The organism is Runella zeae DSM 19591, assembly GCF_000423565.1.
GTDB classification, from domain to species: domain Bacteria; phylum Bacteroidota; class Bacteroidia; order Cytophagales; family Spirosomataceae; genus Runella; species Runella zeae.
Window position 1 is genome coordinate 53,550 of sequence record NZ_KE384043.1, and the last position, 12,892, is coordinate 66,441.

Here is a 12,892-nt window from a genome sequence, read left to right on the forward strand (position 1 = left end):
TGAACGGCGCGTTTGCCTACGTTGGCTTTGACACGAGGGTCGGCAGCTATGATTTTGACGGGCATGTCCATGCGAAGTTTGAGCACATCATTTTTGACCCAAGTATTTTATATACTTTCCCACTAGTAAAATTTATGGATTGAAAAATGTCTTCACTGTACGGTGCTACAACTCCTCCAGCTGCAGTAACCATAACGGCACTGTAATTCCCATTCCGAGGCTCACCAGCATTACTACAGCTAACACCATTTGGTGCCCGGAGATGGGGTGACCCGTGAGTTGAGTACCAATTTAAGGACTGCCCTTCAAAAGCTCTTGCACAATTTGTAGAGTTAAATGGTAGAGAATTAACGCTTTCGAATCCAGGATTTTGAACTAAGTTTTGAGAATAAGTTCTATAGGATATAAATACAAATAACAAACAAATAAAAAGGAGTAGATGCTTTTTCATAATTTTAATGAGTTTTAAGAAAATATGATACGCCGAAGTTTAGAAAAATCGATTTGGAATTACCGATAAGCCTTGTATTAGCTGTAGGATCTTGATTTGCCTTTAAAACACCTTCTCTTTTCTCGTTTTGATAAGAAGCTACCACCTCCACTGACAATCGTTTAAGTAAGAAATAATTCCCACCTATCCCATAAGACATCGTAGATAAACTTCCTTTTTCTATTTCAAGTGCATTATATCCCCCTATATCGCTGTGCTTGCCCTGTAATCGTTTTATTTCAGCAAAAAGCCCAGCTTTTTTGTTAATGACATAAAAACGGCCAAAAGGCCCCCACGAAAAAGTGTAGTAATCACGAGTATTTAAAAAATTATTATTGTCTATACCATACTTATCTCTTCTGAAATTGTAATTAAACACACCACCTACTACCAGTCGGTTAAAAAATGTATATCCCACCCCCAATGATGAGTTTAAATCTGAGGTGTTTCTACCAAGCTCCGTAAGGTTATTATTAGGCTTAGAATAAACACTAGTTTGGTTACTTTTTTCACTAAATGATAAAGTCCCATTTAAAAAGACTGATTTTGATACAACTTGCGCAGTAAGTGTTTGTGATAACAACACTAAAACAGTGACTTTAATTTGAAGTACTAATATCTTGTTCATAGCCGTAGAAATTAATATTTAATACAAATTAAAGTACAATTTTCTCAAAAAAAATACTGGAATTCCGGTATATTAGGCACATAAAGGTACAAAAAGGATACTTTTTTAGACTTTTAACCTTTGGAAATGTTAAAATAACTTTTAGGAATACTTCGCAAATTTGAGATAGTATACCAATACAGTTTTCTTTACAAAAATCAACACCTTAGTCTCAGCAATAAAACATTTGCTTACGATTAAAGTTATTGAATGAGTAACAAAAATTTGGGTTTGGGCTATAACAAACCTAAAAAAAATTCATATTGTCTCAGGTTACAAGCACTTTATACTTTTTATAAAAAAGTCCTGCGTAATAATACAACTCAAAAACGTATCATAACCACCCTACCGCAGGGATTACTGAGGTGGATGCGCCAAAGCGACAATCTTATTCATTTATATAAAATATGATTTCACAATTACTCCTTGACATTGAAACTGCTATACATTCCCAAAGAGTTTCAGAAATCAAGGCCTCAGCAAGAGACTATGACGAATATAAAAACGATGAATTTTTATATAAATTCACACGTATATGTTCCGTCAACTACGGCTATTTAATAGATATACAACCTACTGATGATGGCTTATATAAATTGTTTATCAGCGTTGATAACGCCCCTGATTCCGAAACAATATTTAAGATAATTGCAAGTTCGGAATATGCAGAGAAGATTAAAAGTATTCGTTTCGCGCATAAAGGTGGCCAAGCCAATGGAACAGTCGAGCTTTATTTTGCTGAACTACTATCATATAATTCCTTCCCCAATTTATCCTTTTTTTATACCCAGCACTTCTCTAAAGATGGGGCATTAATAGCTTCTATGAACGGTGGATATGACGAAGATGGGTTAGGAGGGAAAATTTTAGATATGATGCCTGAGGTTAAAATATTAAATCTAGTATCGGCCCCTAATGATAATTTTTTTAAACGTGACTATCATCCTATTGAGACTTTAGAAGTCCGAGCAGGATATGATAACAATATGTTTTTAGAAAGGCTTACTGAATGTAAAAGCTTTCCGAACCTTAAATATTTTAGCTATCAAGATATTAATCTTGCTTTTACACAAAGCCCAGAGGAGTATGTAATGCCATTTGAAGTTATTGAGAAATTTATGGAATCTAAAAACTTTCCTAAATTGGAGACTTTGAGCTTGCTTGAGTTAAAAATAACAGAAGACCAAATCCAAAAGCTTAAGAAAACCTATTTAGGCCAAAAAGTAAAGAAATTGGTATTAGCCAATCAAAGAAATATAGACATTGAAACTTCTCAAGAGTACAGAATGCAAAGAGATTGGTTTATTCAAGAATACTTCTCTTTTTAAGCTCAACTAACCAATATTTACCCCCTCACAACCACCCTACCGTAGGGATTACTGAGGTAGAAGCTCCAAAGCGACCGATGCGACTGCCGTATTTTCCGCAGAGGTAGTAGTCTAGGGTGTCGGATAAGTGGGTGGCGAGTTCTTGGGGAATTTTGCTTCTTTCCGAATTTTTGTTTTTGCTGAAATCATCATTGATGGGGGCTTGCTGTACGCTGTAGATAAGGGCTTTGCCCCGCTTTTCGTTGATGCGAACTTTGGGCAAACGTGGGTTTTTCTTATTTCTCGTCCCGACATTATGTCGGGACGAGAATGGTATAAAGTCTCTGAGCTTGAAGTCTTATGTATTTACTTTTTCTCTTGCCAATCAATCCATACTTTCATGCGGCCGGGTTGGCGATTGTCCCACGAATAATAAGGAATCAAAGTAAAGTTGTCTTTTCCATTTTGGGCTTTGATTGTGGCTACTCCCCCCAGCAGGGCAGGTTCAAAACTAGTGCTGAATTGGGTGTTTTTTGACAATACGATTTGGTCATAATCCAAGTGACGATTGTCTTGTTCTTCAATACAATAAACCAACGGCCCCCGCTGAACGGCGCGTTTGCCTACGTTGGCTTTGACACGAGGGTCGGCAGCTATGATTTTGACGGGCATGTCCATGCGAAGTTTGAGCACATCATTTTTAGCCCAAGTACGATTGATGGTAATATATCCCTTTTCGGCTTTGGGGGTGGAAAAGGGTTTGCCGTTTACTTCAAGGGTGTATTTGTCGCACCAAGCTGGGATACGGAGCTTGACGGCAAAGTCAGCTTTGCTACTATCAGGAATTGCTTTTAGTTCTACTTCACCTGACCAAGGATAATTGGTTTTTTGAGCAAACTTTACTTTGTGATTAGCAATTTGAACTTCGGTCTCACTGCCTACGTACAAGTTGATCCACAAGGCATCTTTGGAAGTGTTGTAAATATAACCTCCTACCGAAGGCATCAATCGTGATACATTGCTGGGGCAGCAAGCGGTTCCGTACCAAGGTTTGCGGTGGTGTAACCCAAAGGAGGCCAGAGGGTTTACATAAAAAAAGAGATTCCCTGTAAGTTGGACGCCAGCCAAAGCGCCGTTATAAAGTGAGCGTTCTAACACATCCACGTATTTGGCCTCGCCCGAATAGAGATTCATACGTTGATTCCAAAATACCATGCCTACTGAAGCACAGGTTTCGCAGTAGGCCGATTCGTTGGGAAGGTCATAATCTACCGTAAAGCCCTCATTTTTGGTGGAAGAGCCAATGCCTCCAGTGATATACATATTGCGCTCCACTACGTCGGCCCATACACGTTCGAGGGCTTGGGTGTAGCCGTGGTCGCCTGTTTCGGCAGCTACGTCGGCCATTCCTGTATATAAGTACATGGCTCTTACGGCATGACCTTTGATGTCGGTCATTTCTCTTACAGGCACATCATCTTGACAATAACGAGCACCATCAAAATGCTTATCGGTCCAGATTTGGCCGCGTCCGTGGCCTTTGCCTCGCTGCTCAATGAGCCAATCGGCCAATTTGAGATAACGGTCGTTTTGAGTCGTATGGTAGAGTTTTACTAGCGCAAGTTCAAGTTCTTGATGCCCCGTGACCCAAGGTCGGTTTTGGAGTCGAAACGTAGAGTCAAAATGATTGGCGAATCGAATTGAAACATCCAAAAGTTTGCGTTTGCCAGTAGCGTCGTAGTAGGCCACTGCCCCCTCGATAAGATGACCCAAGCAGTAGTCTTCGTGTTTTTCCATATCGGTCCAGCGTTTTTCCAGACCTTTTAGAGTATAGAAAGTATTGAGGTAGCCGTCTGCTAATTGAGCGGCAGCTATTTTATCAATCCATACATCCGTTTTGGCTTCGAGGGTTTTGTCGGGAGTGGTTTTGAGGGTGTACGCAATCCCCTCAATCACTTTATAAACGTCCGAGTCGTCAAAGTAAATACCCTTGTGCTGTCCAGTGCGGCGGGCGGCATTTTCAAAATTTCGGATACGGGCGGTAGAATCTTCGGTATAAGTCATACAAACGGGCAAAGTAGCCGAATGGACTTTTTCAATGCGGGGTTTCCAGAAAAAATCTTTAACCGTAACCTTAGAAAAATTGACGGGGGTGATTTGGCGTTGGCTATACCCTTCTAGCCCACCCAACACAAACAAAATGATGAAGTAAAATCTAGATTTCATAGGAGTTGTTATTCTACCGATACAAAGCACGAAAGGTTTTGTTTTTAACATGAGAGAGACAAAGACATTTTGTCAATTCTCCCAACCAATGTCACCTTTATGTATCGGTAGAAAACAGTGCTTAGGCAATTCCTATTTCCTGACTTAACTTTGTTACCATTTCAAAAAGCTCATCGACTTCCGCTTTTACCTCTTCAGTACAAGCTTCTACTTTGCGACGAGTATAAAGTGAAATAGGGAAACCGCGTTTTTGAAGGTAGTATTTGGCTACTGTGGGGTAGGCATAATGAATCACCGGCATGGTTTGTATCAGGAGGTCTTGTACTTTAGATACATTCTCTTGTTGCTCAGGATTGTTGTAATTATTGCAAAGCCATACGATAACTTCTGGGAAAAAATTGCCTTGAATACATGACAAGCCCGCCGAGCCTTCTTTGAGAGAAGCTACTGCATGTTCCATGTAGGCGTCGTAAAGTCCAAAATAATGCCCATCTGTTGCATTGAGTTTGGCTCTTACGTGATTGATGTCTAGCGAGGTATCTTTATGATAAATCACTCGTCCGGTATCTACAAGTTTACCAAGATCGGCAGGTTGTACGAGGCGTTTGTACGGAACAGGACACTCATACAATCCTAGCGGAATTTGAGGTGTGAGATCCATGAGTTCTTGCATACGGAGCATAAAAATTTCGTCAGGCTCGTCAGCAGCCGCAACAAGCCCCGTAATTACAATAACTCCCTGTACTCCTTTTTCATAAATGCGTTTTACAAAATTGGCTTGCTGAGCGATAGGCCCACCAAAAGTGCCGGTAGCGACTACTGGTACACGGCCATCCGTGACTTTTACTACATGCTGTGTAATAGCGAGTCTTTCTTCTTCGGTAAGTTCAAACATCTCCGAAGAAAGGCAGTTGGCAAACAAACCTGCCGCGCCCGCTTCGAGATAAAATTCGGTCAATTGGGTAAGTCCCTCAAAATCAATTTCACCATTTTCGGTGAAAGGAGTCAACATCACGGGAATAAACCCTTGGGGAAGTGAATTTTGCATGAGTTAATAATCAAATTGGTGCTGAAGCACGAGTTATTAGTGAGTTTTATTGGGCCAAATATATCGTAAATAAGGCTTAGACTATCAGAATCTAATGAATCAGCCTTTGGCGATACCTACGGTGTTGATTAATTCTCCAATCGTGTCGATAGAGATGTGGATTACATCGCCAAGCTCAAGCGTGAAGTCTGAAGAAGGAACGAGTCCAGTTCCGGTCATCAAAAAAACACCCGTGGCAAAAGTATTGGAACGAAATAGCCAGCTGATTAACTCTTCTGGTTGACGTTTGAGTTGGTCGAGCGTAGTACGGCCTTCAAAAACCAACTTTGAGGCACGACTTATCTCAATTGTAATGGCAGTTGACAATGACATGGGCTGAGCAGGAATATGCAAACACGGCCCTAGTGCAGCCGAGCCATCATAAACCTTGGCTTGGGGCAAATAAAGTGGGTTTTCGCTTTCAATACTTCTAGAACTCATGTCGTTTCCGATGGTATATCCTACAATTTTGCCTGAGGAAGTCGCAAAAAGTGTCCATTCGGGCTCAGGTACACTCCAAGTAGAATCGGGACGAATATTGACCGTACCTCTTGGGTGAATAACCTTTTGGGCCATAGATTTAAAAAATAATTCAGGACGCTCACCCTCATAGGCACGCTCATAAAACACCTCTCCTCCGACTTCTTTGGCCTCTTCCATACGAGCGATTTTACTTCGGTAGTAAGTCACGCCTGAAGCCCATACCTCTTGCGTACCAATGGGTGCTAAAAGAGTTGAAAAATTCACAAAATCAGCAGGTGATATGGTTTGTATGAAAGTCTTTAGATAATCATACAAGTCGTCTCTGTTAATAAGAACGTCCCAGTCAGCATGTGGGAGATGGTAATAATATGTTTCATAATTAACATAAAAGCCAATTGACGTACGATATAGTTTCATAAAAAATGAAGGTGGTACAGCGGTAGTGGGCTATTTAAAATGGCTTGGACAACGTAATTGGCAACTTTTATAACTACTTAATTTCTTTTAAAATAGGCTATTGTGTGCTAAATATCTTTCTGAGGAATGTCTCTTTATTTTTTTGAAAAATTAAAATTGTCAATTTGACAATTATTTTATTCTTTTGCACAAGTAAGAATCAGTTTTTACTACTTTTAAAAGTATTATTCCTTTTTGAAAAAACTTAAAACCGTTTATTTTATGTCTCTTACACTCGGAAATACCGAATATTTCAAAGGCATCTCCAAAATTCAGTTTGAAGGTCGTGATTCTGACAATCCACTTGCTTTTAAGTGGTACGATGAAAATCGTGTGATTGGTGGCAAAACCATGAAAGAACACTTGCGTTTTGCGGTAGCCTACTGGCATACATTCTGTGGTACTGGTGCTGATCCTTTTGGGCCAGGTACTAAAGTTTTTGCTTGGGATGCTAAGGCAGATGCCGTAGAGCGTGCCAAAGACAAAATGGACGCTGCATTTGAATTTATTACCAAGCTTGGCGTACCTTATTATTGTTTTCATGATGTAGACTTGGTAGATGAAGGTCCTAATATCGCTGAGTATGAGCGTCGTATGCAAGCGGTGGTGGACTATGCTAAAGAAAAACAAGCAGCAAGCGGGGTAAAATTGTTGTGGGGAACCGCCAATGTGTTCTCAAATCCTCGTTACATGAATGGGGCTTCTACCAATCCTGACTTCAATGTATTGGCACACGCAGGCGTGCAAGTAAAAAATGCCTTAGATGCTACCATTGCCCTTGGAGGAGAAAACTACGTATTTTGGGGTGGGCGTGAAGGCTACATGAGCTTGCTCAATACCAATATGAAACGTGAGTTAGATCATTTGGGGCGTTTCTTGACCGTCGCTCGTGATTATGCCCGCAAAAACGGTTTTAAAGGAACTTTCTTTATTGAGCCTAAGCCATGCGAGCCTACTAAACATCAGTATGATTATGATTCGGCTACGGTGATTGGTTTCTTGCGCCAATACGGCTTAGACAAAGATTTTCAGCTCAATATCGAAGTAAACCACGCTACGTTGGCAGGGCATACTTTCCAGCATGAGCTTCAAGTCGCGGCTGATGCGGGTATGCTAGGTAGTATCGATGCCAATCGTGGCGATTATCAAAATGGTTGGGATACGGATCAATTCCCAATTAACTTGAGTGAGTTGACAGAAGCCATGTTGGTGATTTTGGAAGCAGGTGGAATCACGGCGGGTGGAATCAATTTTGACGCCAAAACACGTCGTAACTCTACTGACCTTGACGATATTTTCATTGCGCATATAGGCGGTATGGATGCGTTTGCTCGTTCGCTCGTAATTGCTAATGACATCTTAGTAAAATCGCCTTACCAAAAATTACGCACTGAACGTTATGCTTCTTTTGATAGCGGTACTGGCAAAGCGTTTGAAGAAGGTAAACTTTCTCTGGAAGACTTGCGGGATTATGCGATTGCCGCTGGAGAGCCTAAGCAAATAAGTGGTAAGCAAGAATTGTTTGAAAATATCTTGAATCAGTATATCTAATCAAAAATTAGATTGTGTGTCATAAAAAAGGTGATAGCGACTGCTATCACCTTTTTTATGAGGGAACTAAACCAACTCCGCATCCATGGTGATGTCGGTATTCAACAATTTTGAAATTGGACAATTCTCTTTGGCATTTTGTGCCGCTGCCGCAAATTGCTCAGCCGACATACCCGGTACGGTAGCTTTTACGGACAAATGAATGTTGGGAATAGCGCCGTTTTCGAAGGTAACGGTAGCTTTGGTATCAATGTTATCGGCCGTAAAACCTCCTTCATTGAGTACAAAGCTCAGTTTCATTGTAAAGCACCCTGCATGTGCTGCGCCCACGAGTTCTTCAGGATTGGTACCGATACCGTCGGCAAAACGTGTGTTAAACGAATATTGGGTGCCGTTCAAAACCGTACTTTGAGTAGATACTGTACCGTGTCCTTCCTTGCCAGTTCCTTGCCAATTGGCTGATGCACTTCTTTTCATGGTTTTTGAATTTAATTTAAAAGATATGAATGGATTGATTGACGGAATAAAGTTATTGAAAAAGCGAAAGTACTTTTAATGGATGAATAAATTGGAGAGAATTTTATTCTTCGGCTATGGAAGCCATGAGCTAAAAAGTATTTTTCTTAATGCCCTTTGATAAGCGACAATAATGCAAACAAATTAATAAACCACAGAGCCATAGAAACATCTCGCCATCGACCAAGGGCTATTTTGAGGATGGTCCAACTTAAAAAGCCAAATATAATACCTTGGGTGATAGAATAGCTAAAAGGTATCAATACCAATGCCAACAAACTCGGGATGGCTTCATCGAGCTGTGACCAATTGATTTTAGCCACCGGTTTCATCATAAATGCCCCCACCAATACCAAAGCGGGTGCGGTAGCGATGCTCGGTATCATGGAAAGCAGGGGCGACAAAAACATAAAAGGTAAAAAAAGTATGCCTGCCACAACAGCCGTAAGGCCCGTTCGACCGCCTTGTTCGATACCCACCGCTGATTCGATGTAGGCGGTGCCAGGACTTGTACCAATGAGGCCAGCTAGGGTCGTAGCTACGGCATCGGTAAGGAGTGATTGCTTGATATTTCGTGGGTCACCGTTGGCATCATAGAGATTGGCAGCTTCGGCTACTCCTACAAAAGTAGAGAGGCTATCAAACAAATCTGTGAAAGCAAAAGCGAAAATAACCGGCCAAAGAGACAAGGATAAAGAGCCTGCCAAATCAAGTTGAAAAAGAAGGTTAAAATTGGGAGGAGCCAAAAAACCGCTCCATTGTACCAAGATTTTTTGACCAAAATTAATAGCAGAAGCATCGCCCCACCATCTGCCGATGGGTATCGCGGCTAGCGTAGTCAAAATGATACCAATAACGATTCCACCCGTGATTCTTTTAATCACTAAAATAGCGGTGATGGCCAACCCCAGAAGAAAGGTAAGTAAAATAGGATCTTTGAGATTGCCAATACTGACTAAAGTAGCAGGGTTGCTAACGATGAATTTGGCATTGGTAAGGCCAATCAAAGTAATAAACAAGCCAATCCCAGACGAAATAGCATATCGAAGAGGTTTGGGAATAGCTCTTACTATGTGGGTACGAATGTTGAAAAAAGACAATAACAAAAAGATAATTCCCGCCCAAAAAACCGCTCCTAACGCCGTCTGCCATGCTACACCCATACCTTTGACTACGCTAAAAGTAAAAAAGGCATTTAGACCCATACCTGGGGCTACTAGCAAAGGATTGCGAGCATAAAGCCCCATCATGACGCTACAAAAAAAAGACAACAAAACCGTGGCCGTCAATACCCCGTCAAAAGGCATTCCAGACTGACTAAGTATGGCAGGATTGACGACTATAATGTACATAGTGGCCAGAAAAGAAGATATGCCTGCCACTATTTCTGTGCGAAGATTGGTGCCATTTTGAGAGAGTAAAAAGTAACGTTGGAGCATACACAGAGAAGGTTTGGGAAAGAGGTAAAAATAAGAATGCCGTTGTTGAAAATAAAGTCTTGGGGAAGATTTACCTCAACAACGGCAATAAAATAATCAATATTCTTAGAATGGTAATCTCAAACGCTCGACAGGGGTATCGTTGACAAGATGGCTTTCTACAATTTCTTCTACGTCAGATAGCTCTACTTTTCCATAAAAGATTCCTTCTGGATATACTACCAATGCTGGCCCAAAAGCACATACATCTAAACAGCCGGCTCGTTGGGCACGGATGTCAATATGTAAATTTTTGTCTTTTAGGGAATTTTTGAAGGCATCTACGAGAGCCATGCCATGTTCTGTACCACAGCATTTTTTGCCACCATCTTTTTGGTTGGTACAAATAAAAACGTGCTTTTTATATTTCATAATTGTTTGATTGGTAAACTAAGTAACAACATAAAAGTTGGGCGTCAGGAAAATAGCAGTTATCTACCTTTCCAACGCCCAACTTTTAGTAATGGGATGACTTATCTTTTGGCTACTGAAGGAGCTTTAATGAGGGTGATATAATCGGCCAAAATCCGACTAGTCTCATTCATATAAATATCCTTTTTCTTCTTTTTGTCAGCTGGCTTGGCCGCAGTTTGAGTATCCTCGTCTTCGTCGTCCTCGTCAGTTTCAAGTTTTTTGAGTGCTTCCCGCTTTTTCTCCGCTTCTTCGCGTTCTTTTTTGCGTTTGGTTTCTTGAAGCGACACAATCGTGTTTTGACGAGCTTTGCGGAAAAGGTCTATTTCTTCCACAAAAGTCTTCATTTCTTGCTCTGATTTTAGACGTTGTTGGTATTTATCACGCAGTTTTGCGACTTGCTTTTCGTTGAGCGCTTTGGTAAGATCAAAACGAGCCGAGGAGATTTGATCCCAAGGCAAAGCCGTAGGTTGCGAACTTTCACCGTATTCTTCCGCGCTAAATGCCGAGGGGTATTCGATATCAGGTGTTACTCCTTTACGTTGAGTACTACTACCATTGATTCTATAAAACTTCGCTACTGTGATATTGATTTGGCCCAATTTGTCGGTATCGCGTATCCATTGGTTTAGATCTACCATAGTTTGAACCGTGCCTTTACCGTAGGTTTGTTCTCCTAAGATAATACCACGTTTGTAGTCTTGGATAGCAGCAGCAAAAATCTCTGACGCTGAGGCACTAAAACGATTGATAAGTACAGCCACAGGGCCATCATAAGCAACAGCTGGGTCGGGGTCGGTTTGTACTTCTGTATCACCGCTTGACTCGCGCACCTGAACTACTGGGCCTTTTGAGATAAAAAGACCTGTCAACGAAATTGCTTCAGTCAAAGAACCGCCGCCATTGTTGCGTAGGTCGATAACCAATCCGTCAACATTCTCCGCTTTCAAAGAGTCGATGAGCTTGTGTACGTCGCGAGTGGTACTGGCAAAATCTTTATCACGCTTGCCGGCGCCTTCAAAATCACGATAGAAAGAAGGAATATTGATAACCCCGATTTTATAATCATGCTTATCTTGGGTAATCGTCACGATTTCTTTTTTGGCGCGTGATGTTTGTAAGTTTACTTTTTCCCGAATAAGCTGTATTTCTTTTGGAGGGTCATTGGGAAGTGCGTCGGCTGCCAAAACCTGCAATCTTACCACGGTTCCTTTAGCACCTTTTATTTTTTTGACGGCATCATCCACATACCAGCCTACAATGTCTTCATATTTTCCTTCGGCGCCTTGTGCGACTCCGATGATGCGGTCGTCTTTTTTGAGGCGTTTATCTTTGAATGCAGGACCTCCAGGTACTACTTCTACTACTTTGATGTAGTTGCCATCTTCGCGCAATACCGCCCCAATTCCTTCCAAGGCTTGATACATATCTTGCTTGAATCGGTCCGAATCCATGGGAGAGAAGTAGCGAGTGTGTGGGTCTAGCACTTCGCAAAATGAGTTCATATACATCTGAAATACCTGCTCACTTTTAAAGCGTCCTAGGTTACGTTCCCGATTTTTATAACGGTCTTTTAGCAGGGTCACAATAGAACTATCCGCTTTACCAGAGAGTTTCAGCTCCAATGCCTCATTTTTAATGAGTTTGCGCCATACTTCGTTAAGCTCGTCGGTATTTTTAGCCCACGTTACTTTTTCGCGATCGGTATTAAAAGATTCGTCTACCGTAAAATCAAACGAAGGATTGGCTAGCAGTTTATCAATGTAAACACTGCGTTCGCGATAGCGTTTGCGAAATGTGTTGTAAATATCATAAGCCGCTACTAAGTCACCGTTGTTGAGAGACTCGTCTAGCTGAAAACGATATTTGTCAAAGTACTGTATATCCGATGACAGGAAGTACAGTTTCCCACGGTCAATCTCATTGAGGTAATTTTCATACATCTTTGAGGACAGGGAATCATTGACAGTAAATTTCCGATAATGATAGCCCGAAAAGATTTTGGTCACATAAGCTTCTACTTTTTCTTGTGTGACGGTTGGCTTCAAATCATCGTCGGATGCAGTAAAAGGGCGAGAATTGCGCGTAGAGCGCGCGTCGTCGGGTTGCAGACCCAGCAGCAACACGGGAGCTAAGGCGATTAAAATGCTTTTCATTTTCATAAACTGATTTATTGACTTTGGTGTGAGATTTTGGGGGTGAAAAGACGCCAAACTACGC

The 12,892-nt window shown here is 41.3% G+C and carries 11 protein-coding genes; 2 read left to right on the plus strand and 9 right to left on the minus strand.

From position 1 onward, the window contains the following. Positions 1 to 455: 455 nt before the first annotated feature. On the minus strand, positions 456 to 1,118 hold the full coding sequence (locus G563_RS0129210; RefSeq protein ID WP_028668453.1) for a hypothetical protein: 663 nt from the start codon (positions 1,116 to 1,118) through the stop codon (positions 456 to 458). A gap of 446 nt (positions 1,119 to 1,564) precedes the next feature. Here G563_RS0129210 and G563_RS0129220 point away from each other — a divergent pair, with 446 nt between their 5' ends. Next, on the plus strand, positions 1,565 to 2,485 hold the full coding sequence (locus G563_RS0129220; protein WP_028668455.1) for a hypothetical protein: 921 nt from the start codon (positions 1,565 to 1,567) through the stop codon (positions 2,483 to 2,485). 25 nt (positions 2,486 to 2,510) lie between these two features. Here G563_RS0129220 and G563_RS0129225 read toward each other — a convergent pair whose 3' ends face one another. The 4 genes from G563_RS0129225 to G563_RS0129240 all read right to left on the minus strand — a co-directional run bounded on the left by G563_RS0129225 (position 2,511) and on the right by G563_RS0129240 (position 6,677). Next, the gene (locus tag G563_RS0129225; RefSeq protein ID WP_028668456.1) at positions 2,511 to 2,747 is read right to left on the minus strand and encodes a hypothetical protein; all 237 of its coding nucleotides are present in this window, start codon (positions 2,745 to 2,747) and stop codon (positions 2,511 to 2,513) included. An 83-nt stretch (positions 2,748 to 2,830) separates the two neighbouring features. Next, positions 2,831 to 4,690: a glycoside hydrolase family 127 protein gene (locus tag G563_RS0129230; protein WP_028668457.1), complete on the minus strand. Its 1,860-nt coding sequence runs from the start codon at positions 4,688 to 4,690 to the stop codon at positions 2,831 to 2,833. A gap of 121 nt (positions 4,691 to 4,811) precedes the next feature. After that, positions 4,812 to 5,738: a dihydrodipicolinate synthase family protein gene (locus G563_RS0129235; RefSeq protein ID WP_028668458.1), complete on the minus strand. Its 927-nt coding sequence runs from the start codon at positions 5,736 to 5,738 to the stop codon at positions 4,812 to 4,814. 99 nt (positions 5,739 to 5,837) lie between these two features. After that, positions 5,838 to 6,677, minus strand: a complete 840-nt coding sequence (locus tag G563_RS0129240) for a fumarylacetoacetate hydrolase family protein (RefSeq protein ID WP_028668459.1) — start codon at positions 6,675 to 6,677, stop codon at positions 5,838 to 5,840. A gap of 261 nt (positions 6,678 to 6,938) precedes the next feature. On the opposite strand from G563_RS0129240, the gene xylA reads away from it, so the two are divergent. Further along, complete coding sequence (gene xylA, locus G563_RS0129245) at positions 6,939 to 8,267, plus strand: xylose isomerase (RefSeq protein WP_028668460.1); 1,329 nt, start codon at positions 6,939 to 6,941, stop codon at positions 8,265 to 8,267. Between the two features lie 66 nt (positions 8,268 to 8,333). Here the strand turns inward: xylA and G563_RS0129250 are convergent, their stop codons facing one another. The 4 genes from G563_RS0129250 to G563_RS0129265 form a co-directional block, all read right to left on the minus strand. Further along, the gene (locus G563_RS0129250; RefSeq protein ID WP_028668461.1) at positions 8,334 to 8,744 is read right to left on the minus strand and encodes an OsmC family protein; all 411 of its coding nucleotides are present in this window, start codon (positions 8,742 to 8,744) and stop codon (positions 8,334 to 8,336) included. Between the two features lie 146 nt (positions 8,745 to 8,890). Next, positions 8,891 to 10,222 (minus strand): NCS2 family permease, encoded by a 1,332-nt coding sequence (locus G563_RS0129255; protein WP_028668462.1) that lies wholly within the window; start codon positions 10,220 to 10,222, stop codon positions 8,891 to 8,893. Positions 10,223 to 10,327: 105 nt separating this feature from the next. Continuing rightward, positions 10,328 to 10,633, minus strand: a complete 306-nt coding sequence (locus G563_RS0129260) for a (2Fe-2S) ferredoxin domain-containing protein (protein WP_028668463.1) — start codon at positions 10,631 to 10,633, stop codon at positions 10,328 to 10,330. Positions 10,634 to 10,734: 101 nt separating this feature from the next. Beyond that, the gene (locus tag G563_RS0129265) at positions 10,735 to 12,828 is read right to left on the minus strand and encodes a carboxy terminal-processing peptidase (RefSeq protein WP_028668464.1); all 2,094 of its coding nucleotides are present in this window, start codon (positions 12,826 to 12,828) and stop codon (positions 10,735 to 10,737) included. Positions 12,829 to 12,892 lie beyond the last annotated feature (64 nt).

Bases quoted from the DNA above. Each gene is read 5' to 3' on its own strand.
- G563_RS0129210 (WP_028668453.1), bottom strand. From the start codon at position 1,118: ATGAACAAGATATTAGTACTTCAAATTAAAGTCACTGTTTTAGTGTTG.
- G563_RS0129220 (WP_028668455.1), top strand. From the start codon at position 1,565: ATGATTTCACAATTACTCCTTGACATTGAAACTGCTATACATTCCCAA.
- G563_RS0129230 (WP_028668457.1), bottom strand. From the start codon at position 4,690: ATGAAATCTAGATTTTACTTCATCATTTTGTTTGTGTTGGGTGGGCTA.
- G563_RS0129235 (WP_028668458.1), bottom strand. From the start codon at position 5,738: ATGCAAAATTCACTTCCCCAAGGGTTTATTCCCGTGATGTTGACTCCT.
- G563_RS0129240 (WP_028668459.1), bottom strand. From the start codon at position 6,677: ATGAAACTATATCGTACGTCAATTGGCTTTTATGTTAATTATGAAACA.
- xylA (WP_028668460.1), top strand. From the start codon at position 6,939: ATGTCTCTTACACTCGGAAATACCGAATATTTCAAAGGCATCTCCAAA.
- G563_RS0129250 (WP_028668461.1), bottom strand. From the start codon at position 8,744: ATGAAAAGAAGTGCATCAGCCAATTGGCAAGGAACTGGCAAGGAAGGA.
- G563_RS0129255 (WP_028668462.1), bottom strand. From the start codon at position 10,222: ATGCTCCAACGTTACTTTTTACTCTCTCAAAATGGCACCAATCTTCGC.
- G563_RS0129260 (WP_028668463.1), bottom strand. From the start codon at position 10,633: ATGAAATATAAAAAGCACGTTTTTATTTGTACCAACCAAAAAGATGGT.
- G563_RS0129265 (WP_028668464.1), bottom strand. From the start codon at position 12,828: ATGAAAAGCATTTTAATCGCCTTAGCTCCCGTGTTGCTGCTGGGTCTG.